General features: G+C 71.1%; 11 protein-coding genes and 1 tRNA gene. 5 read left to right on the forward strand and 7 right to left on the reverse strand.

Annotated features, from left to right (window positions below):
• Positions 1–69 precede the first annotated feature (69 nt).
• A complete protein-coding gene (locus ACZOOI_RS03960; protein ID WP_465281107.1) occupies positions 70–2,622 on the forward strand; it encodes a Tex family protein in 2,553 nt (850 codons plus the stop codon).
• A 244-nt stretch (positions 2,623–2,866) separates the two neighbouring features.
• Here ACZOOI_RS03960 and ACZOOI_RS03965 read toward each other — a convergent pair whose 3' ends face one another.
• Both ACZOOI_RS03965 and ACZOOI_RS03970 read right to left on the reverse strand, forming a co-directional pair.
• Complete coding sequence (locus tag ACZOOI_RS03965; RefSeq protein WP_465279420.1) at positions 2,867–3,442, reverse strand: Clp protease N-terminal domain-containing protein; 576 nt, start codon at positions 3,440–3,442, stop codon at positions 2,867–2,869.
• Positions 3,442–3,651 (reverse strand): RNA polymerase sigma factor sigma-70 region 4 domain-containing protein, encoded by a 210-nt coding sequence (locus tag ACZOOI_RS03970; RefSeq protein WP_026218136.1) that lies wholly within the window; start codon positions 3,649–3,651, stop codon positions 3,442–3,444. Before ACZOOI_RS03970 ends, ACZOOI_RS03965 begins: the two co-directional genes overlap by 1 nt.
• Positions 3,652–3,749: 98 nt before the next feature.
• On the opposite strand from ACZOOI_RS03970, the gene ACZOOI_RS03975 reads away from it, so the two are divergent.
• On the forward strand, positions 3,750–4,706 hold the full coding sequence (locus tag ACZOOI_RS03975; RefSeq protein ID WP_465279421.1) for an NAD-dependent epimerase/dehydratase family protein: 957 nt from the start codon (positions 3,750–3,752) through the stop codon (positions 4,704–4,706).
• 208 nt (positions 4,707–4,914) lie between these two features.
• On the opposite strand, the gene ACZOOI_RS03980 is transcribed toward ACZOOI_RS03975, so the two are convergent.
• From ACZOOI_RS03980 to ACZOOI_RS03995, 4 genes are read right to left on the reverse strand one after another with little or no spacing between them, the layout of a single operon-like run.
• Positions 4,915–6,171 (reverse strand): TIGR02679 family protein, encoded by a 1,257-nt coding sequence (locus ACZOOI_RS03980; RefSeq protein WP_465279422.1) that lies wholly within the window; start codon positions 6,169–6,171, stop codon positions 4,915–4,917.
• 54 nt (positions 6,172–6,225) lie between these two features.
• Complete coding sequence (locus ACZOOI_RS03985) at positions 6,226–10,359, reverse strand: TIGR02680 family protein (protein ID WP_465279423.1); 4,134 nt, start codon at positions 10,357–10,359, stop codon at positions 6,226–6,228.
• Between the two features lie 46 nt (positions 10,360–10,405).
• Positions 10,406–11,671 (reverse strand): TIGR02678 family protein, encoded by a 1,266-nt coding sequence (locus tag ACZOOI_RS03990; RefSeq protein WP_465279424.1) that lies wholly within the window; start codon positions 11,669–11,671, stop codon positions 10,406–10,408.
• Positions 11,668–13,557, reverse strand: coding sequence for a TIGR02677 family protein (locus ACZOOI_RS03995; protein ID WP_465279425.1), 1,890 nt, complete (start codon positions 13,555–13,557; stop codon positions 11,668–11,670). Before ACZOOI_RS03995 ends, ACZOOI_RS03990 begins: the two co-directional genes overlap by 4 nt.
• 14 nt (positions 13,558–13,571) lie before the next feature.
• Between ACZOOI_RS03995 and ACZOOI_RS04000 the strand changes: the two genes are divergently transcribed.
• Positions 13,572–13,655 (forward strand) — tRNA-Leu (locus tag ACZOOI_RS04000).
• Here the strand turns inward: ACZOOI_RS04000 and ACZOOI_RS04005 are convergent.
• Complete coding sequence (locus tag ACZOOI_RS04005) at positions 13,637–14,245, reverse strand: hypothetical protein (protein ID WP_465279426.1); 609 nt, start codon at positions 14,243–14,245, stop codon at positions 13,637–13,639. The two genes, ACZOOI_RS04000 and ACZOOI_RS04005, sit on opposite strands and share 19 nt — an antisense overlap.
• A 932-nt stretch (positions 14,246–15,177) precedes the next feature.
• Between ACZOOI_RS04005 and ACZOOI_RS04010 the strand changes: the two genes are divergently transcribed.
• Complete coding sequence (locus ACZOOI_RS04010) at positions 15,178–16,377, forward strand: DNA sulfur modification protein DndB (RefSeq protein WP_465279427.1); 1,200 nt, start codon at positions 15,178–15,180, stop codon at positions 16,375–16,377.
• Between the two features lie 425 nt (positions 16,378–16,802).
• On the forward strand, positions 16,803–22,850 hold the full coding sequence (locus ACZOOI_RS04015; RefSeq protein ID WP_465279428.1) for a DEAD/DEAH box helicase: 6,048 nt from the start codon (positions 16,803–16,805) through the stop codon (positions 22,848–22,850).
• Positions 22,851–22,855: the final 5 nt, after the last annotated feature.

Raw genomic sequence — 22,855 nt, forward strand, 5'->3', positions numbered from 1 at the left:
CGACAAACGTGGGCGGGCCCGGGAGAATGCCGGGGCATGGTTGGTGATGAGGTGGATCGGGACGTGACGATGTCGGTGTCTGGGCAGCAGGGTTCGGAGCAGGTCGCGCGGGTGGATCTGCATCGGCGGATCGCCGAGGAGCTCGGGGTTCGGGAGGGGCAGGTCAGGGCCGCGGTCGAGTTGCTCGACGGTGGGGCGACCGTGCCGTTCATCGCCCGGTACCGCAAGGAGGTCACCGGGACCCTGGACGATACGCAGCTGCGCAATCTGGAGGAGCGGCTGCGGTATCTGCGCGAGTTGGACGAGCGCCGCACCGCCGTGCTCGCCGCGATCGAGGCGCAGGGCAAGTTGGACGACGCGCTGAAGGCGCAGATCCTGGCCGCCGACTCCAAGGCCCGGCTGGAGGACATCTACCTCCCCTACAAGACCAAGCGCCGGACCAAGGCGCAGATCGCCCGCGAGGCCGGGCTGGAGCCGCTGGCGCTCGGGCTGCTGAACGATCCCTCGCGCGACCCGGGCGCCGCGGCCGAGGCGTTCGTCGACGCGGACAAGGGCGTCGCCGACGCCCAGGCGGCGCTGGACGGCGCGCGCTCGATCCTGGTCGAGAAGTTCGCCGAGGACGCCGACCTGATCGGCGCGCTGCGCGAGAAGATGTGGACCCGCGGACGGGTCGTGGCCAAGGTGCGCGAGGGCAAGGAGGAGGCGGGCGCCAAGTTCGCCGACTACTTCGACTTCGCCGAGCCGTTCACCCGACTGCCCTCGCACCGGATCCTGGCCATGTTCCGCGGCGAGAAGGAGGACGTACTCGACCTCACCCTCGCCCCCTCGACGGACGAGGAGGTCGACGGCCCGACCGAGTACGAGCGCTCGATCGCGCACACCTTCGGCATCGTCAACCGGGACCGCCCCGCCGACAAGTGGCTCGCGGACACCGTGCGCTGGGCCTGGCGTACCCGGATCCTGGTGCACCTGGGCATCGACCTGCGCAGTCGGCTGCGGCAGGAGGCCGAGGACGAGGCGGTCCGGGTGTTCGCGGCCAACCTGCGCGACCTGTTGCTCGCGGCGCCGGCCGGCACCCGCGCCACGATGGGCCTGGACCCGGGTCTGCGTACCGGGGTCAAGGTCGCGGTGACCGACGACACCGGCAAGGTGGTCGCCACCGAGACGATCTACCCGCACGAGCCGCGCCGCCGCTGGGACGAGTCGATCGCCACCCTCGCGAAGCTGGCCGCCGCGCACCGGGTGGACCTGATCGCGATCGGCAACGGCACCGCCTCGCGCGAGACCGACAAGCTGGCCGCCGAACTGATCGCCAAGCACCCCGAGTTGGGCCTGACCAAGGTGATGGTTTCCGAGGCGGGCGCGTCGGTGTACAGCGCCTCGGCCTTCGCCTCCCAGGAACTCCCGGACCTGGACGTGTCGTTGCGCGGCGCGGTGTCCATCGCCCGCCGACTCCAGGACCCACTGGCCGAGTTGGTCAAGATCGACCCGAAGTCGATCGGCGTCGGGCAGTACCAGCACGACCTGTCCGAACTGAAGTTGTCCCGGTCGCTGGACGCGGTGGTCGAGGACTGCGTGAACGCGGTCGGCGTGGACGTCAACACCGCGTCCGCGCCGCTGCTCACCCGGGTCTCCGGGATCGGCGCGACGCTGGCCGAGAACATCGTGCAACACCGGGACGCCAACGGCCCGTTCAAGACCCGGCGCGACCTGAAGAACGTCGCGCGGCTCGGCCCGAAGGCGTTCGAGCAGGCGGCGGGCTTCCTGCGGATCCCGGCCGGCGACGACCCGCTGGACGCGTCCTCGGTGCACCCGGAGGCGTACCCGGTGGTGCGCAAGATCGCCGCGGCGGCGGGCGGTGACGTCCGGACCCTGATCGGTGCGGCGCCCCGGCTGCGCGCGCTGGACCCGAAGGCGTTCACCGACGAGAAGTTCGGCCTGCCGACGGTGACCGACATCCTGCGCGAGTTGGAGAAGCCGGGACGCGACCCGCGACCGGCGTTCAAGACGGCGACCTTCAAGGAGGGCGTCGAGAAGTTGTCCGACCTGCAACCCGGGATGCTCCTGGAGGGCGTGGTCACCAACGTGGCCGCGTTCGGCGCGTTCGTGGACGTCGGCGTGCACCAGGACGGCCTCGTGCACGTCTCGGCGATGTCGAAGACGTTCGTGAGCGACCCGCACGACGTGGTCAAGTCGGGCGACGTGGTCCGGGTCAAGGTGCTCGACGTAGACATCCCGCGCAAGCGGATCTCGCTGACACTGCGCCTGGAGGACGAGGCGGAACAGCGCGGGGCGCGTACGGACCGCGGCGACCGCGGGCCGCGCCCGGAGCGCGGGCCGCGCCCCGAAGGTGGCTCACGCGTGGGTAGGCCGCAGGGCGATGGGCGGCGCGGGGACGGGCAGCGCGGCGATGGGCAGCGGGGTGGGCGGTCGGGAGACGGGCGGCAGGGCGGTGCGCGCCAGGGGGGCAATGGTGGTGCGGGCGGCGGGGGCGGTGCGGGCGGCGGGGGTCAGGGACGACGGGGCGCCGCGCCGCCGAAGCAGACCCGGGGTCCGCAGGGGCCGGCCGGGGGCGGCGGGGCGATCGCGGATGCGTTGCGGCGGGCTGGGTTGGTGGAGTGAGGTCGGCTGGTAAATAGGTCTGTTGGTCGGTGGGCCTGTTGGGCGGTAGGTCTGTTAGTCAGTAGGCCTGCTGGTAGGCCTGCTGGGCGGTAGGCCTGCTGGTCCGTAGGCCTGCCGGTCGGTAGGTCACCTGTCGCCACGTAGGTCGGTCGGTGTTGTCGGCGGGCGTGTGGGAGCCGGGCTCACGAAGGGCCCGGCTCTCGCAGTCCTTTGGCGTCGGGTTGCTGTCGGACGAAGGCTCCGGTCAACCCGCCTGGGCCTGGGGCGCCAGTGCCCTCAGCACCGCCGTGTGGGTGACGCCGTACTCCGCGAGCAGGTCCGCCACCACCCCCGGCCGGGCCGTCAGCGCGAGCAGGACGTGCTCGTCGCCGATGTGCCGTTCTCCGCGCGCGACCGACTCGCGCAGCGACTGCTCGAGCACCTTCTTGGCACCCGACGTGAACGGCACGTGCCCGGTCCGACCCCCGCCGAACGGCCACAGCCGCCGGGTCCGCCTAACCGGCGCCAACGCGCCCTCGCCGTGCGTCTGTTCGACGCGCGCGACGATCTCGCCCACGTCGATCCCGAGGTCGGCGAGCGCGGCCTCGTCGGCCTGCGAGATGCCGCCACGCCGCCGGGCCCGGGCCAACCCGCGTTCGATCTCGTCGCGGCTCGCCACGAAGCCGATCGTGGCGAGTGCGACCGAGGTCCGCGTACCCTCGGCGTCCAACAGCGCCGCAAGCATGTGCTCCTCCTCCACGCAGGCGTCCCCGGCCCGCCGCGAACGCTCGATGGCCCCGTACACGACGCCCCGAGCGCTGCCCGTGAACCTCTCGAACATCAGTTCCTCCCGTGTTTCTTGTGCACTGCCTGCCGGCTCACCCCGAGTTCCGCGGCGATCTCCTGCCACGACCAGCCCTGCACGCGCGCACTGCGCACCTGTACGGCCTCGAGCTGTTCGAGCAGCCGGCGCAGGGCGGCCACGGCCCGTAGGCCCACCCGTGGATCGCGATCCCCCGCACGACTGGCGAGGTCGGTTGCTTCGGTCATGCATGTCAACCTACGTTGACACGGCACGCTTGTCAACCATGATTGACAAGACCACGATCGCCACCTTCCGCCCGCCCGACCCGGTACGGTCGCGAACCATGCGAATTCTTGTACTCGGAGGCACCGCATTCGTCGGGCGAGCGATCGTCGAGGACGCGCTGCGCGAGGGCGCGGAGGTGACCCTCTTCGGCCGCGGCCGCACCGGAACGGACCTCTTCCCCGAGGCGACCCGACGGATCGGCGATCGCGACACCGGCGACTACACCGCGCTGCGCGAGGGCGAGTGGGACGCGGTGGTGGACGTCAGCGGGTACGTCCCGCGCCACGTCGGACAGGCGATGGCGGTCCTCGGCGACCGGGTCGGCCGGTACCTGTTCGTCTCCAGCCAGGCGGTCTACGTCCAGTCCGGCGTCGGCCCCGGCTCGGACGAGGACACCCCTCGGCGCGCACCCGTTCGCGACACCGAGGTGCTCGACAACGACACCTACGGACCGTGCAAGGTCGCCTGCGAGGACGACGTACTCGCCCGGTACGGCGAGCGCGCGACGATCGTGCGGCCGGGCAACGTGGTCGGCCCGCACGACGTGCAGGACACCTTCACGTACTGGTCCCGCCGGGCCGCCCGCGGCGGACGGATCGCGCTGCCGGGCCGGCCCGAACAGCCGATCCAGGTGGTCGACTCGCGCGACCTGGCCCGCCTGGTCACCCGCCTGCTGATCGACGACCGACCGGGCGCCTTCCACGCGGTCGGCCCGGCCGAACCGACCACACTGGCCGACCTGATCGGCGTCTGCGCACAGGTGGCGGGCACCGAGGTGGAGATCGTGCCGGTCTCCCCCGACGCGGTCCCCGGCCCGTTCCCCCTGGTCTGCCCGAAGGAGCAATGGCACACCCGCCAACGCAGCGCCGCCCGCGCCCGCGCCGCCGGACTGCCGACCACACCACTCTCGACGACCGCAGCCGACGTACTGGCCTGGGACCGCGCCCGAGGCGAACCCCCGTTGCCCAGGGACCTTTCGGCGGCAGAAGAGGCGCGGCTGCTCGGACCGGCCTGAGCGGCAGCAGGAGAACCGGCATGGGAACAGGCGTTTCGAACACGGCAGTTCGCACCGCGTTCAACCGACCGACCGGCCGGCCGCCCGAATCGGGCCTCGATCAGCCCCGACCTGCTTCACCGTCCCCGCCGACCACACCGGGCGGCCTCCCTTCACCGCCTCCCCTCACCGCATCCCCGCACCATGCTCCCCTCCACCGGGCTCCCCCTCACCGTCCTCCCGCTCGCCCCGTCGACCGGAGATCAGCGAGGAGGTGGTCGAGTACCGCCTCCTCCTCGACCCGGCGCCCGGCCGCGTGCATCGCCGGCGCCAGCTCCGGGTCCCAGGTGGCGACCGTCGCCGTACCCGTCAGCGCGGTGCCGGGCCGCACGGCCACGGCCGCGCGATAGTCCCGGGCGCCGTAACGCCACGGCTCGACCGGGAAGCGCGCGGCGAGACCGGACACGATCCGCAGGCCGCCCCAGTCGAAGTCGCCATGCGCCCGCACCACCGCTCCGCCGGCGGTCAGCGCCGCCAACAGCCGCACGGCGGCCGTTCCGGGCTGACCCGACACGCACACCAAAGGCGGACAATGCACCCCGATCCGGTGCGCCGCCGCCGCGACCACCGCCGGGTTCTCGCACACGAACACCGCGGTCCCCGCGGCCGGCGCCGCAGGCGGGTCGCCGACGATCTGCCGCAACGTCAACACCGCCGGCTGCCCGGCCGCGGTCAGGATCGCAAGTGCCCGCCCCGTGGGTGAGGCGTCGTCACCGGGCAGTCCGAGGGTGAGCACCGTGCTCGACAGGTCGTCCTTGAGCAGCCCGACAGCCGCCCAGACCTCCCGCCGCCACTCGGCACCACTCCCGGCCGGCACCTCCGCGAGCACCCGCGCCGCTCCGAAGACCAGCGTGGCCACGGGACGATCCTCGTCGAGCGCGTGCGCGTCGGCGCAGACCCGCGCCGCGAAGACGCCGATCGGCTCGCCCTCGACCGGCAATGCCCCGAGCACCGCCACGACGTCGGCCAACACGTGCCCGGCGCCCTCCGGGGTGCCGCACAGCCGCCGGACCAGACCGGACGCGCGGATGTCCGTCGCCCATCCGGACAACTGCGGTCGTCTGTCGACCAGTTCATCCAGTGCACGGAAGGCCCGGGCCCATGCGCTGCGTTGCGCCGAGGCAACCTCGTGGCGGATCGACACCGGGCCGCGGAGGATCTCGACGGCTGCCGCGAGGCCGGCTGGGCATGCGCCCGATTCACGAAGAATACGATCGACCGCCGGCAGCGCGACCGACAACGAACCGCCATCGCGAGCGGGCCGGCCCAACAACCTTTCCAATGCCGCCCGTTGGGTGGCCGTGGGCTCCTTGAGAGTGATCGATCCGTCGAGTGCCCGGGCACGTTCCAGGCGCTGTCGCGTACGATCCACCAACCATGCGAGATCCGGCCCACCGAGCAGCCGTTCGAGGTGCGTCCCGGTCACACCCACTGCGTCACACCCACTGCGCCACGCACCACAGAGTCACGCCCCACAGAGTCACGCCCACAGCCCGTCCTGCGCGGCATCGGACGAGCCGCCGGACCTCGGCGTGGGCACCGGCACCGGACTGGGCTCCATCGGCTCCGGATCGACGCTGCGGAAACGATGTTCGCCGTTCCATTCCCATCGGGTCACCAGCACCGCCGCGATCTCGTCCACCCGGGACAACTGGGCGATGGCCAGACCCGGCACCTCGGGATAGCAGCCCCATTCGCGCTCACTCGTCATCACCACATCCAGGTCGAAGGCCGCGAGCAGGCCCAGGCACTTGGCCCGCGAGTCGTCGTCGACCCCCGCAAACGCCTCGTCCAGTGTGACCAACCGGGGCGCGTACGGATTCGCCGCCGAGGCGTAGTGCGAGGACGCCGCCGCGAACAGCGGTACCGAGGCCGCGAGCACCCGTTCGCCACCGGATGCCGGACCGGTCGCGGTGCTCCACTGGCCGTGTTGATGCCGCTCGATCCCGAACTCGTGCCAGGAGCGGTAGTCGAGGGCCGTGGTGAGTTGTTCGACCCACGTGCCGCCGGTGTCCCGGCTGCGCACGCGCGCGATCTCGGCCTGGAGGAAGTCGCCCACCGCCGCGCGGTCCTCGGCCGTCCAGGCATCCGCGGTCTGCCGCAACAACCGGCTGCGTGCGGCGGCCAAGCCGGTCGGCGCCTCCCGGGCCGGGCGCCACACCAGTCGCAGCCGCATACCGGTACTGGTCGGGCGGGCCGCCAACTCACTGTTCATCACGGCCACCCGGCGCTCCGCAGCGCCGATCAACTCCTGGAGAGTGCCCGCCACTTCGGAGATCAGATGGTTCTCCAAGATCTCCCGCTCCCGGGCCGAGAGCAGCCGCCGCCGGGCCTCCACCTCCGCCGCCAGCGAGACGGCGAGATCGGCCACCGTCGAAGTGCGGCCCTGGAAGACGATGTCGACGACCACACCGTCCTCGAGCATGTGCCCCGAGGCGGTGTGTCCGTGGCGTCCGAGGGCGTCCTGAAGGTTCTTGAGTTCCTCCGCCACCCGCCGCTGGACCCGCTCCCACGCCTGGTCCGAATCCTCGATCTGCTCCAGCTCGCGCTCGATGCGCCGCGCGAACCGGACCGAGGGATCGGGGGCCCAGCCGGAGTCCGGTGTGGGCACGTCCAGTTCCGGCAGGGCCACCGTCAGCAGGCCGGTGCTCGCGAACCGGCGCAACGCGGCCACCGCCTCGTCCCGGATGCGCGCGGACTCGGCGACGTCACGCTCCAGTTGCTCGCGGCGCCCTTGGGCTACTCCCCCGGACTTGACCGCGTCCGTTTGCTCGCGGTGCGCCCGTCGGGTCGCCTCCTCGCATGCGCGCGCGGCCGTTCGCGTCTCGGTGAGCCTGCGTTGCAGCTCGGCTACGGCCGCGCCGACGGTGGCGGCCAGGGTTTCGTGACCGCTTTCGGCGGCGAGCGCCCGGCGCCGTGCCGCTTCGGCCCGCTCACGCAGCTCGGCCGCGTGCACCGTCGCCCGTTCGGCCTCGACGAGCTCGCTTGCGGCAGCGGTCGAGGCGGCGGTGTGCTCGCGGAGTGCGGGCCACAGCGCGGCCAGCGCCTCGCGATACCGGGCCAAGCCGGCCGAGACCGAGGCGAGGGCGTCGGGTTCGGCGGGCAACCCCGTGTCGGCGGCGGCGCGGCGGGTCTCGGCCGCGGCCTCGTCGGCGCCCGTCGCCGCGTCGACCACACGCCGCTCCTGCTCGGCCCGGCGCGTGTCCAGAGCGGCCAGCCGGGTGCCGGACACGGCGAACTGCGCGTGCGCCCGGCGCAGCGTCTCGTCGCCCGGTCGCGCCGCCGATTCCTCGTCGAGCCGGTGCTGACGTGCCGTCACCATCCCGGCCCGATCCTCGAGTTCGACCCACCGGGCGTCGAGCTCGGCAAGTTCGGCGGTCAGTGCCTCGATCCGGGTGCGCCGGGCACTCTCCCGGGCGCCCGCACCCAGGTACTCCGCGCTCGGCTTGGTCCAGCGGCCGGTCAAGGCGCCGATGGTGAAGCTGCCGTCCGCGGCGACCCGGGTAACCGCACGACTGTCCGACCCCCAACCGATCGAAGCGAGCAGCCGACCCACGGTCGCATCGGGTACCGCGCCCGCCCGCTGGTCACCCCGGTCGACGGCGGGGCGCAGCACGTCGCGGAGGGTGTGCCCGGCCACGGTCGGCCCGGGCCGGGCGAGCAGGTCGCCCGTCTTCGCCGAGGTCGCCGCACCGTCCGGGTCGATCCACGCGTCGAGCAAGCCGGACGCCTCCAGGGCCGCTTCGATCCCGGCTCGGACCGCGCCGTCGGGCACCGCGTCCGTGAAGTCGACGAGGCGCCATAGGGGAGCGCCTGTTCGCGACGCGCGGGCGTCGTCGTTTCGGGTGTGCGGCGGGCGGGGCGGGCGGGTCCCACCTGCGTGCAGTTCCGCCAGTTCGGCCCGCAACCGCCCGGCTTGCCGTTCGGCTTCGCGCAGTTCGGCGGCCAGCCCGGCCGCCTGTGCCGCGAGCACCGCATGCCGCTCGCGAGCCGCCGCGGCAGTGGCCGCGCGAACCGGGTCCGGGCCGGTCAACGTGCCTGCCCACACGGTGAGTTCGTCGAGCAGGCCGACCGGATCCGCGGGCCGCAGTTCGGTACAACCGGCCAGGTACTCGCGTACGGCCGCGACGAAGGCGCGCGTCTCGGTCCGGACCGCTTCGGCACCGCGTTCGTGCTCCTCGGCCTGGGCGGCCAGTTCGCTCTCGATGTCGGTGAGTCGCAGCCGGGCTGCAACGCGCACGGCGGTGAGGCGATCGGCCTCGCGGTGCAGTTCGGCGAGCAGTTCGACGGTACGCCGACGGCGGTCGACCAGGTCGTCGGCGGTCCGGCGTACCCGGGGTTCGTCGACCGAGGCGCCGGCCACGTGTTCGACGTGTGCGGCGGTCAGTACAGCCTGCTCGGCCGCGTCGGCGGCCTCGGCGCGGACGGCCGCGACATCGGCGACGGCGGCGGACGACCGGGCGGTTGCTTGGGCTGCGCGGTCGCTCGCGCGCCGTTCGTCCTCGTCCGCGCGCCGTGCGTCCGCTTCGGCCTGGGCCGCATCCGCTCGGGCCAGACGCGCGGTCTCGGCGGCTCGGTCGAGTTCGCGGGCGCTGCGCATTTCCGGCCCCGCGCGCAGGGCTTCGTCCTGCGCTTGGAGCCGGGCTGCCTCGGCATTGCATTCGGCGATCAGGTTCTCTGCGGCCGCGACCCGGAGTTCGGCCTCGGATTCCTCCGCCTGCGCCCGCGTCAGCTCGCCGCGCAGCCCGTCGTAGCGGGCCTGTTCGCTGCGCGGGGATCGGGCCCGGCGGCGCGAGGCGACCCGGGCGTAGCGCTGATAGTGGGTCAGGAACGCGGTGGCCGCCTGCTCGGTCTCGGCCATCGCGGCGAGCCGGGCCTGATCCTCGTCGAGGCTGCGGAACGCTTCCGCGACGTCCGCGACCACGGCCTGGTCCATCGGCGCGAGGGCCTCGGTGAGCGCCTTGGAGAGCGCCTTCTCGCTGGGTCGTTTGGACAGTTGCGGCTGGCGCAGCTGGATGAGCAGGTCGACGAGCGCGGCGTAGCGCTGTTCACCGAGGCCGAACAGCGCGTCGTCCACCGCCCGGCGGTAGTTGCCCGCCTGGTCGTAGACCAGCCCGTGGCCGGCCAGTGCCTCACCGAGCCGATCCCGGGTAAGTGCGGTGCGGGTACCGTCGATCAGGGACAGGCCCGCGCCGACGCGCTGGGTGGTCAGGAAGTACCAGTGCCGGACGATTCCTCGGCCCGCCACCGCCTTGAGCCCACAACCGAGCGTGCGGAATTCGACGGTGCCGTCCTCGGCACGCCTGCCGAATTCGATCCACGTGTAGCCGAGCCTTTCGCTGTGCGGGTGTTCGCCGCCCAGGAGCAGGTTCCATTCCATCCGCTTGCGTGGATCGCCGTCGGGTTCGACCCGGTGCGCGGACAGGTCGCCGTCGAGCAGGAACGGCAGGGTCAACGCGAGCACCTTGGACTTGCCGGTCCCGTTGTTGCCGCGCAGCAGCAGGCGCCCGTCCCGGAAGTGGAACTCCTCGACGTCGTAGTGGAAGAGGTCCACCAGGCCGGTACGCAACGGCTGCCAGCGCTCGCGGCGGGGCTGCGGCAGGATCGGGCTCATCGGCGGCTGCCCTTCGGTCCGGTTCGCCTGGTGCGCGGGGGTCGGGTCATCGGCGGGTGCCCTTCGCTCCCGTTCGCCTCGCGCGCGGGGTCGGTGACTTGGCCCCCGGTTCGAGGAGAACGGTCTCACCGACGGCGTAGCGAGCGAGCGCCGGGAGCGCGACGATTGCGGGCGTTCCGTCCTCGCCGTCGATCCGGGCGAGCAGGCCCAGCGCGGTCAATCTGCCCACGGCTTGCTCGACGAGTTCGTGCTCCGCGCCCGGTTCACTTGCGGCCTTACGCCAAAAGCCACCATGTTCGCGGGCGAACTCCCGGACTCGCAGCCGTAGTTCCGCGACGGGAACCACCCTGCCCGGCTCGGCGGCCAGCCGCTCGGCGAGCAGCAACGTCACGTGTCCGTCGGTGCCGGTGTCGGGCATTTTGATATCGGTCAGTTCGTCGTCGGGATCGACCATCGCGATGCCCTCGGCACGCACCTCGGGAACCAGTCCGGTCAGCTCCGTGATCGCACCGGTGATGTGCGGCCGTTGCTTCTGGAGATAGGCGAGTTCGGCGTCGGACAGGTTCGCGTAGTACAGGACCGGGTCGTCCAGGAGCATGCGGGTGAGATGGTGCCGGATGCGCTGATTGCGCAGGTCGTCGTTGTCGAGCACGGGGTCGTCGGCCAGCCCCGCGAGCCGGTCCTCGAATGCGGCCTCGGTGATCGTCGAGGGGCCTCGCCTGGAGGTGAGCAACCCGGCCATCACCCGACGGTCCACGTCGTACAGGGCATCCCCCGTGGCCTTGAGATATGCCTCCTCGTCACCGGCCACCAGGGTCAGCACCCCGAGCCGGATCAGCAGACGGACAACGGCCACCAGGTCGGCGCGTTCCTCGCGGTTCTCCAGCGTGAACTCGACGCCGGCATCGCTCAGCGCCGGATCGGCGGCACCGATCACGATCTGCTCGGCCAGGCGCCCGAGCGCGATCTGGTGGTCCGAACGCTCCAACGCGGCGAGCGCGAGGCAGGTGAGCACGTACCTTCGGGCCACGAAAGCCAGTTTGGTACGGGGATCGCGTGCCGGATGAGTGGCCGAGCCCGCATCGGCGGGCACCTTGTACAGGCGCGCGACCTCGGCGTCGACGTACAGCCGCCACCCGGTGTTGCGCTCGAACCAGGGCCGCAACTCGGCGGCGAACTGCTGTACGAGGCGGAATTCCTCGCCGCTCTCCCCTCGGGCGCGGAGCAGCGGGGCGCGCAGGAGGGCTCGCGCGGCCCGACGCCGCTTGGCCCGACGATCCTCGTCGAGGGCCGATCCCAGCACCCGCGTCACGCGCCGACCCCTTCCGCTTCCGCGGTCCCTGGGGTCTCGGCCATGCCTGGGGCGCCGTCCATGGGTTCGTGGGCTTCGTGGGCTTCCTCGGCTTCGTGAGCTTCCTCGGTCTTCCCGGTCTTCCCGGTCTCCCCGGTCTCCCCGAGGTCGATGATCTCGATCAGGAAGTCGGGGCCGCTGAACACCCCTACGGTGGTGTGCACTTCGGCCCGGGCGTCGTCGTCGGGCACGGTGAGGTGAATCTCCATCGAGCCGTCGTGGCCGGTGGCCACCACATGGGTGGTCTCGGGGCGCCAGAGTGCGAGCGCGTCACCGAGGAGTTGCAGGAACAGTCCGAAGGTGACGGGATCCAGTTCCGGCAGCCGCCCGAGCCGGGTCACCCCGTGCGTGGCGAGCAAGGCTCGCGCCGCCGCAAGCTGGATCCGCTCGCGGCGCGCGTGTTCAGCGAGGAACCGACGTGCCTCGGACCGATCCGCGATGCGATTGGGCTTGCCGCGTCGTTCGTACGACCCGGTTTTGCGCAGTTGCGGGCTGATGTGGATGGGCGGGGCATCATGCCACGGGGTCGTGGCGGCGGGCGGATCCAGTTCGCGGGCCTGCAACGTCTCCGCGTCCACGGTCAGATGCCTGGACGAGTGCAACCCGAACGCCGACCGCCACAACCGATGCCGGGCGGCATCGTCGGGGGCTTGCGCGAACCACAACGCGAGGGCCCGAAAGTCGGCCGAGCGATCCGAGCGGCCGGCCCGCCGCTCGTTCAGCACGGCGACCACGGTGAGCAACTGCGGCACCGCACTGCGCGCACGACTGCGCAACAGCCGGGCCTGCGACTCGTGCCCGCCCTCGGCAATGAACCACGCACGCAGCCCTTGCCAGCGCCCGACCCACGTTTCATACAGCGCGAGCCGAACGGCGGCCTCCGCACCGACCCCGTCCGCACGTACCTCCGTCGGATCCGGCGCGGCATCACCCGCCTCACGCTCCGCAGCGCTGCCCAGGAGCCGACCCAGGGCGCCGTCGGCCCGACGCGGGTCACCCAGTTCGTCGAGCAGCCCGGCAATCTGCGCACCACGCGTGACCAGATCGGCGATGAACCGCTCCAGGTAGTCGATCAGCCGATCCTTGTAGGCGAGGAACACCTCGACGTCGGCGTCGTGTAGATCGATCGTCCGCTGAAGCGACCCCATGAAGGCACGAGCATTGTCCGCAAGATCATTGAACCGGTGCACCAGGGTGATCAGCGCGAGGTGAACCTTGCCCTCATCCAGCCGGTCGGCCGCACCGAACTCGATCAGGGCACGCAACTGCGTTGCGATGTCCTCCAGGGCCACCGCCTGAAGCGCACCCCGCCTGCCGAGCGCCGCGTCGTACGCGCTCAACGCCTCCTCGACGGCCTCGCCCTCGCGCGTCAGCTGATACAGATACCGATGCCGATAGAAATCCTCGACGGACGTCACCCGCCCGGTGTCCGCATCCGCCCGCAGATTCCCCCAGTCCGCAAGCCGCTCCAGCGCCGTCGCCACGACCGAGAGCTCGACCGGCTCCACCAGCGCCACCTGCACGTCCTCGGGCCGCAAATGCACCAGGAACCGCTGCTTGGCCGCGACGAAAACACCCATGACCGCCCGATACAAGGCACTGTTCGGCGCGGTCGGGTAGCTGAAGGGCCTCCGACTCACGAGCCCGTCGTCGCTCGACATCGCCAACCATTCTGCCGTACCCCATCCACCGAACGAGGCATGGCGAACCCTGGCGAACCCACCCCACTCCCACCCCGCCCCCGAATCCACCACCCCCGCCAAGCCCCAGGTCAGCCCCCTTTGGTCCCGGTCCGACGCCCCTCCGGATCTTTGATATGGTTCTCCACGTCGCCGCACGAAACACACGCGGAGACCACCCGGTCCGGGTGGCGGAATTGGCAGACGCGCTAGCTTGAGGTGCTAGTGCCCGAAAGGGCTTGGGGGTTCAAGTCCCCCCTCGGACACAGACGATAACCCCAACTTGTGCGGTTCGAGGCTTGCCTCGGCCCGCACTTGTTGCGTTTCCGGGGTCGTATGTGAGCTGCAGCCCGAGCACGTCGTAGGTGCCTGCCTTGAGCTGTGGTTCGGCTTCGGCGAGTGCGGCCGGAATGTCCCCGATCTCACGCACGAGGGCTTCCACCTCCTCCCTCTCCATGCGACCGCCCGTGAGGCTGTGGGTGCGAGCGAGGGCTTGGGCGCGGGTGGCTTGAACCTCTGCGGTCCAGGTCGCGATGAGCTGGGGGTCGGTGCGGGCTTCGAGGGCCGCGCGATAGTGGGTAAGTATTCGGTCGCAGTCGGTGATCACAAGAGCTGCCTCGTTCGCTGCGAGGGATTGGTCGGGGTCGAGCTGTGCGCTGTACATCTGCTCGATGGTGTCGGCGAGGCGGTCGGGGGCGAAGACTTCGGCGAGCCAGGCGTCGAGCGGCTTGATGAGACCTTCGTGGACGACGTCAACCAGGGGTCGGGCAAGGGCAGCGCCACGCTGGACACCTGCGCCCTGGCCGATACCAGTCCTCAAACTGGTGACCGACGCCCTCGGCGGCTGAGCCACCACGCCGCATCCCCCGCCGGCGCGTCCGGCGCCGATCCCCGAGTAGGGCGCCTGCTCGGGGCTGTGGGTGCCGAATGAACCATCCGGGCAGGTCAAGCTACGTGCCGATGCCCGTGGATGGTGCCACCGAGTCGATCGTGTCGGCGGATGCGTAGGCGCTGGAGTTCGTCGGGATCGGATGCTCGGTTCGGGTGCGGTGCTGTCCGGTCGAGCTCCCGGTGCCGGCGGTGCGTATTGTAGTTCCGGTCGAACGGTGTGCGTGAAGCGCGCACGGCGATGCGGGCGGCGCTCAAGTTTGTCGACAAGCACCAGATCCGTGACGAATTGCCGGATCGTGTCCTGTTCCACCGTGACCGTTCGCGTGGTGGATGGCCATTCACCACGCGCGTGTACGACTGGGTGATCAGCGGCTGCACGGCCGATCCACGGACGACCATCGCCACGCGCGGCAGGATTTCGCGTGAAGCGCTGTGGGACCGACCGCCGCAGTGCGAGCTTGTGGACATGCGTCGATGGGATCCGCTGAACTCCGCCCAACGCGAACTACTCAAGCGCGTGAGCGAGGGAGCGGACCTCGGCGCCGCCGCTGATCTGCCGTACCGGCAGTCGGCGTACGGGCTGAGCAACCGCGGGCTGGTGAAGGTCAGCAAACGCGGCGGACTGTTCCGGGCGTCGATCACCGACGCCGGACGGTTCCATCCTGAGCACGGTCACCACCCCGATCGCCCGGACCCGGCACCCCGACGGCAGCACAGCACGGTGCAGGAGCCTGCCCCCAACTCCGCCTCGCACCAAGCCGCGACTGCTCCGGCACCGCTCAAGCCAGTCACAGAGGTGTCAGGCAATGGCAGCGTGGCCAAACCCGTGGACGCAAGGTCGTCGCCGCCAACACGGCGGCACGGGACCTCGTCGATCGGATCACCGCGTCCGGAGGTGTGCTGCGCTTCGAGGGCCCGGACGCCGCCACGAGATCCGCATATGTCAAGGCGGTTACCCAGGCCAACCGCGCCGGCCTGGTTCCGGCCGACTACCACCTACGGCATTCCACCCGGGCCCTGAAGTACGCCTCCGGCGCGGTGCGCCGGCACGCCGAAGTTCGCGGGCTCGTGCAGCGGATGCTGAAGGCCTCGCAGAAAGGGCGGAACGTGACCTCGTACGCCTCTTACATCGCCACCGGAATCGACGGCGGGCACGGGGCGGCATGGTCCACGCCGCCGATCACGCTGTGGCTGGACGGGCAGCCGGGTGCGGTGAGCGAGGAACTGATCACGGGCAGCGGAATCCGTACGGTCACCGTGCTGCCGGGGTCGCCGGTCGTGGCCATCGACGGGGAGACGCAGGTCACCGCCTGGCACGAGCTGTTCGACAACCCCGAGCGGTTCGGGACGACGTACGAGAAGCTCAGCAGCGTACGGCTGCCGTTCGAGCTGTACTTCGGGCTCAGCGTCGAGGACGCGCGACAGATCTTCTACGACCGCAACGTCGAGGGCGTGCCGGTCGCGAAGAATCTGGCCATGTCGATGGACCAGCGTGACATCGGCACTCAGCTCGCCCACCGGATCGCCGAGGCGGTGAAGGTCGAGCACGATGGGAAGATCGTCCCGTTCAGCCAGCTGGTGCAGGCGCGCAAGCGGCAGTTGACGAAAGCCGACCCGGAGGTCGTGACCCTGTCCGCCCTGCGGGTCCTGGTGATCACGACCCTGCACGGGAGGGGCGGGCTCGGGCTCTCCTCTGCGACCATGCACGAGGGCGAGCTGCCCGACGGGGTGAGCGCCGAGCAGGCCGAGCGCGAGGTTGTGCCGCTGCTTTCGCAGTTGATCGGCGGGCTCTTCCCGCACTTCGAGGCGCGTGACGCCGTCTCCGCGCCCGCGGTGCTCGCGGGGCTCGGGATCGCCGTTCATCAGGCCACCAGCTGGGCCCTTGGCGGTACTCGGTTGAACGCCGAGGAGCTGCTGCGGTTGGTCGAGCCGGTGCGCTTCGAGCGTGAAGCCCGATACTGGGACGGCGTCGCCGCCAGCGCGAACGCGGCCGGAACGCTGAACTTCGGCGGCGGTGCCAAGGACTCCGGTGGGCGGGTCGCCGACGCGCTGCTCGGTCCCGACACCGACTACGGGCGTAGGATCCGCGGCTGGTAGGCCCGCACTGCGCTGATTGCTCCGCAGGATCCCGGGAGCCGGTTCATCGCGGCGTGCTGGACGGCCCGGATGCTCACGTACTTCGAAGGCCCAGGCCGGGTTACGTCGCGGATGGGCCCGACCTCCCGGCCTGGGTACAGCGCGACGCACGTAGCCACCACTACCTCGGCAGACGCGAGGTGTGACAGGCAGTCGCGACGCTACTGCGATCAGCGGTACGTCGCTCGCGCCGGGCCCGATTTCGTCGCCACGGCCGGGTCTCGTGCCCGAGCCGCATCGGGATATCGCGTCATGCAGGTAACGGCGCCGAGTGGCGAAGAGAGCTGTGTGAATGGCTGATTCCACGAACACCACCCGAACGGTGGTGGCAGCAAGGTATAAAACCAACAGTGGTCCTCAGGGGTGGGGTGCCAATGGGGAGTGGGATGTCTGCGGGGGTGGAGCGCGTTGTCGGGCTCTTGTCCGACAACGGGCCGCTGGGGTGGGATGCGCTGCTGGGCGTGGCCCGCGCACGTTTCGGCGCGGTGCGCGAGAGCCCCTTCCGAGCCGCGGTGGACGATGCGGTGGCGGCGGGTCTGGTGGTTTTCGCGGACGACAAGTACGCCCTGGTGACCACGGACGCATCAGCCGACACGTCCGACGCGACGCGGACCACCGGGCCGCCCGAGTCCGTAGTCATCGTCGACCTGGAATGTGTGGTCCGCCCCACCGCTTCCGCGCCCGAGGGCGAACGACGGATGTACCAACTCGGCGCCGTCCGCGTGCCCCTGGGCGCGCCGAGCACGGCGGGAGCGTCCGACCACGAGGACGTTTTCGCCGCGTACGTGCAACTCCCGGATACCGAATGGGAGTTGTTGCTCCGGAGCGCTCGTACGCGTTTCGAGTACGGGCGCACCGCACGGCCGGCCGTCGACGTCCTTGCCGAATTCCGTGCCTGGCTCGCGGAGGACGAGATCCTCATCGCCTACAACGGAACGACGGCGGACTTCCGTTGGCTGGACGCGGAGACGAGCCGTGTCGGCCTGCCCCCGATCGACGGTTTGCGTCGCGTCGACGCCCTCTACCTCGCACACCTGGCCTGGCCGCACGCCAAGGACCATCGGTTGGCCAAGCTCGCGGACGAGCTCGCCATCGACATCGAGGGCCTGCGTCTCCACGACGCCTTGCATGACACACTCGTCACGGCCCGGCTGCTGCGCCGTCTGGCAGGCGAAGTGGTCGCTTGGCCGGCCGAGTTGCGCGATCTGCTCTTCTCGGTCACCAGGGGGTCCGCGGCGTGGTCGGTCCTCGCCGCCCTGTCTGCACAGGCGTCCGCGACGCAGGGTAGGTCGGGCGAAGCCGCAGCGACGGCGGGCGAATCGACGGACGAATCGACATGGGACGACGCCAGGGTGAGCGCCACCCTGGCGTCCGCGCTGTCTCCCGCCGGGGTGCGCCGTGGCCGCGCCACCACCGACCCGTCCATCCCCGTGGGGCTCATCCGTGACGGGCGGTTGTCGCCCTACCTACTCGCCGACCGGCTGCGGCGGCCGGGCGAGCCTCCCGCCGAGGAACGCCCCGCCCAGCAGGAGATGGCGGACCTGATCGCCGCGGAGTTGGCCTCCGGGCATGACACTCTGGTCGAGGCCCCGACCGGCACGGGCAAGAGCCTCGTGCTGATCGCCGCGGCACTCGACTGGCTTGCCGCAGCCCCGCGCAACCGGGTCGTCATCGCCACGTATACCGGGCAGTTGCAGCGCCAGCTCGCCGAGGTGGTGGTCCGCCTCGGCAGCGGGATACCCGGACTCGTGTCGGCCTGTGACGTCGTACGCGGCCGAGCCGGCCGGCTGAGTTTGCGAGCATTGGTGGCCGTGTTGGCCGAGGCCACGCGTCACGAGCGGCGCCCGCTTTCCGGCGTGTCCGGCCGCCGCCCCGGGGCGTTCTCGGACTCTCCCGGCTTCGGGGAGTTACTGGCGTGGCTCGTTCGACGCCTGGTGACGGCCGACTCCGCACTGAAACGGTGGTGGGCACACAGCGCCGACCCCGGCGACGTCACCACGTTCCTTGCCGAGTACGTATCCGCCAACGATGGCAACGTGCTGGGCCTCTGGCTGGAGTCCCTGTCGCAGAACGGCGGCGACTACAGCGCCGATGCCCCCTCCGTGCTGGCCGCCCACACGGACACCGTCGCCGAGGCGCTGGAATCACACCGCCTGGTCATCGCCAACCATGCGCTGCTCCTCGGCCACATCGACCGTCTGGCGACGAACGGCTCTCATACGCTCCTCATCGTCGACGAGGCACATGCGCTGGAGCAAGCGGCGACCCAGGCGGCAGGGGCCGAGGTCGACTATCGGGCCGTCGAGCAGATCGCCACTCAGGCGCGACGTTGGCTGCGCGAGCGCAGGGCACACTCCACGCCGGAACTGGTCCATGCCTTCGCCGAGTTGGAGGCGTTCCTCGGCGCGGCTCGACTCCCCCGCCAGGCCGCCACCGTGTTCGACGCCGAGACGGGCGAACCCGGACACCGCAGCGCCACCTTGGCCGGCCCGCATGCCGGGTTGGGCAAGGTACCGGCGGCCCGGCATCTTGTGCAGGAGATCGGCACTCTGGCCGGGTTCACCGCGCGGGCGCGGGCCGCCTTGCTGCGCCGGCTCGACTCCGGCGGCGACGTCGGGTCGTCCTGGTGGGACAGGGAGCACACGCGTACGCTCGCCACCCGGTTGCATGAAGTCACCACCGCCTGCGAACGGATCAGCACGGACGCGAGCGGCGTGTTCGCGCCGCGTCCCGATCCGGCCGCCTCCGCACCTGTCGACTACCGGGGGTCCGAGACCGCCGGAGACTCCGACGGCGATTCCGAGCCGGCCACCGGGACCGAGGAAGACCTCGGCGACCGTCCGGGGCCGGGCGCGCCCGTCACGGCCGGGCCAGAGCTCTTTCGGCATTCGAACCGCGTCGTGTACGCGACGGAAGTGGACGTCACCGGGCTGGCACAATCGCCGCGCAGATACGGGTTCACCGTGGCGACCGGCCCGATTGAGCTTGCCCGGGACGAGAACTGGCAGCAGGCGTTGTCGGCCTTCTCCCGCACGGTCTACGTGTCCGCGACCCTGCGCGTCTCCGGCGACTGGCGGTACATCCGCGGCCGGCTGGGCCTGGCCGACCGGGTCACGGCGCACGCTCTGCCAGGGGTCTTCGACCTGCGGAAACAGGCCCGCCTGGTGTGCTTCACCGACTTTCCCAGTTGGGCCGAGCAGGCCGAGGGCGCGATGCGTACCCTCGCGCACCAGGTGGCCGGCTATGTCCGCGAGGTGGTCGGTGTCGACGCCACCGGGGAAGCCTGGAGCAACGGCGCCCTGGTGCTGACCACATCGAAGGCCGCGGCCTCCGGAACCGCGGAACACCTGCTGCGACTGCTGCCGGGCGAAGCACCCCACGTCCCCGTCCACGTCGCCCCCATCCTGGGGAACGCCCGTGCGGTGTCCGAGTTCTCGGCCGAGGGCGGGGTATGCGTGGCCACGCGCGGCCTGTGGCAGGGAGTCGACTTCGCCCACGATCGCCTCGGCCTCGTGTGGATCAACAAGCTGCCTTTCGCGCCGTTCGCCGACCCGGTCGTGGCGGCACGACGCGCGGCCGTCGCCGCCCGGGCCGAAGCCGACGGGCACCCGGACCCCGATCGGGTCGCGGCCGAGGAGTACTACCTGCCGCTGGCGGCCGTCGACCTCCGGCAGGCGGTGGGTCGCCTGATCCGCAGCAGCGAGCACGTCGGGGTGATCGTGGTCGGTGACCGCAGGCTTGCCGGCCGGACCGCGCTTCGACGTACCTATCGCAAGGTGTTCCTGGAGTCGCTCGATGCCGAGTTGTTGGAGTTCGACCCCGCGACCGGGGAGAAATGCGGGGGCAACCTCACCACGATGGCCGAGGGCTGGGCGAGGATCTGGCGGTTCCTGGCGGACCGACGTCGCCTCGCCCACGGACGTGCCGAGGCACTGTGCACGCCCGGAGCACTCGACCGGCACACCCTGCTGCCGCAAATGCTCGCGATACGCAATCTCGCGATGTCCCGGGACGAGGTGGACGCGACACGCGAGCACGGTACGCCGGCCGACGAACTCGTCCGACGCTGCGCCGAAGTCGCCGGGCACCTGCGCTTCGAGACGGCAGCGTTGACGCTGCGGCCGTACCAGGAGGACGTGCTGCGGGCGGTGGCCGACGACCGCGATGTCCTGGCGCTGCTGCCCACCGGCGCAGGCAAGTCCTATACCTTCCAGTTGCCGGCCCTCGTCCTCCCCGGCGTCACGGTTGTGGTGTCCCCGCTCGTCGCCCTGATGGCCGATCAGGCCATGGAGCTGAACGCGTCGATCGGCGGCGCCGTCCGCGCGTTGGTGGGACCGCTGGCCGAGTCGAACAGCCGCACCGGCAAGACCGACGTGATCCAGGAGCTGACCGGCGAGGTCTCGCACGGGATCAAGCTGGTGTACCTCTCCCCGGAGCGATTGGCCGACCGACGTTTCGCCGAGGCACTGCGCACGGCCGCACGACGCGGCATCCTGAGGCGGATCGCCGTCGACGAGGCGCACACCTTCGTGCAATGGGGCGATGACTTCCGACCCAGCTTTCGCAGGGCCGCCCGGCTGCTCAAGGAACTTCGCGAGGAACACGGAGTGCGCGTCACCGCGGTGACCGCAACCGCCAACGACACGGTGGTGGAAGGGCTCCGCGCCATCCTGTTCGGGCTGCCCGCCCGAGTGGCGTCCGACGAGAGACTTGTGACCGTCAAGGCCGGTGCCCTGCGTCCCGAACTGGCGCTGTACCGGCGGTGGATGCCCTCCGGTGGACGGACGGCGACAGCCGGGCTGGTGGAGCAGGTGGTCAGTGCCTGCGACGGGCACTGCATCGTGTACTGCCTGACCGTCAAGGAGGTCGAGGCCCTCTACGCCCACCTGCGTACCTTCGTCGGCGAAACCGGCAGCAGGCATGTGCGGCGCTTCCACGGTCGCCTGTCGGAGGCCGAAAAGGCGTCGGTGCTGACCGAGTTCCGCGAAGCGCCGAGCAAAGGCGACGAAGGTTTCGTGCCACTGGTGATCGTCGCCACCTCGGCCTTCGGCCTCGGAATGAACCGCCCCGACATCCGGGCGGTGTTCACCGTTTCGCCGCCGTCCGACCTGGCGGCGCTCTACCAGCAACTCGGGCGGGCGGGTCGGGATCAGGCGCAGCGGCCCCCGGAGGCGGTCGACGCCCTTTCCGCGGGTCTGGCGCTGGGAACAGGGCGCGGGCTGCGCATGGTGGCCTGGATGGGTTCACAGCGCTTGCCCGACGCCGTACTCACGCGGCTCGGCGAAGCGGTGATGCGGGCCGCTTCGGCGGACGGCTGGCTGGATCCGGTCCGGATGGCGGACACCTGTGTGGGCGACGACGTACGGGATGGTCTGGTTGAACCCGGCATGGCGCGTCAGGTCAGGAGCGCCGAGCAATACCGGACGGCCGTGATCGGGGCCGTCGCCGTACTGTCGTCCGCAGGGGTGCTGGCCGACGGCGGAGACTTCCCGGCAGCGGTCCGAATCGGCCGCCCGTCGGGCGGCGCCGCCACGATCGGCCTGGACGCCGTGGCTGCCGCGGCGCTCGATGTGCTGTTGGCGACCGAAGCGGATGTCCCGGGTCACACGGCGACGGTGGACATCCACCATGCGTTGTCCGCCGAGGTGGCCGGATATCGGGACCTTGCCGCAGACCCCGCGGCAACGTGGGCGTTCCTCGGGGGTCTGCACGACCTCGGACTCCTGGATGTGTCGCAGGCGGGCAACTACCGGACCCTGGTGGCGGTAGCCACCACCAGCCCTGCGGGAACCGTGGCCGCGGCGGCGCTGCCGGCCCGATACCTGGCCGGCATGACCACCGGGCAACAGCGCAATCGCCGGGAGTACCAGGCGTTGGCGGCCTGGTACACGGATTCGCGCAGGTGTGCCGTCGACGGGATCGCCGAGTACTTCCGCGAGCCGGTGCCGGCAGGAGCATCCTGCAAGGACAACGGGCTCTGCCGCTGTTCGCACTGTTGGAGCCGGGCCGACGATCTCGCCCAGGGACCTCGCCCGACACTGCTCGATGCCCTGGAGACTCCGCGGCCGAAACCCTCGGTGCGGCGCGAGACCGGGCAGTACCTCGAGGCGCTGGACCGCTGGATCGTGGCGCTGCTGTGGGACTGCTTCCGCGGGCTGACCCCGGGGATGATCCACCGGGTGCTGCGCGGTGAAGACTCCTACGTATCCCTCGTGACCGGCCGTCGACGCCCCTTGTGGCCTCGGCTGCTCTACCACCGCCTCCGCGGCGTCGACCCGGGCATCCGACTGCTCGACGTAGAGGACTCGCTCACCCGATTGGCGATCGCAGGTCGGGTCGTCGAGACAACGGACGGCATCCGGCGCTACGCCGACCACCTGGAACGGGAATCGCGTCGATCGCGCGCCGCCTCTCCGGCCGGATCGGGCGGGTGATCGGG

It is taken from the genome of Embleya sp. L77 (assembly GCF_055557415.1).

What these genes read in the sequence shown, in the direction of transcription:
- ACZOOI_RS03960 (WP_465281107.1), top strand. Translation starts at nt 70, where the DNA reads ATGTCGGTGTCTGGGCAGCAGGGTTCGGAGCAGGTCGCGCGGGTGGAT.
- ACZOOI_RS03965 (WP_465279420.1), bottom strand. Translation starts at nt 3,442, where the DNA reads ATGTTCGAGAGGTTCACGGGCAGCGCTCGGGGCGTCGTGTACGGGGCC.
- ACZOOI_RS03970 (WP_026218136.1), bottom strand. Translation starts at nt 3,651, where the DNA reads ATGACCGAAGCAACCGACCTCGCCAGTCGTGCGGGGGATCGCGATCCA.
- ACZOOI_RS03975 (WP_465279421.1), top strand. Translation starts at nt 3,750, where the DNA reads ATGCGAATTCTTGTACTCGGAGGCACCGCATTCGTCGGGCGAGCGATC.
- ACZOOI_RS03985 (WP_465279423.1), bottom strand. Translation starts at nt 10,359, where the DNA reads ATGAGCCCGATCCTGCCGCAGCCCCGCCGCGAGCGCTGGCAGCCGTTG.
- ACZOOI_RS04015 (WP_465279428.1), top strand. Translation starts at nt 16,803, where the DNA reads ATGTCTGCGGGGGTGGAGCGCGTTGTCGGGCTCTTGTCCGACAACGGG.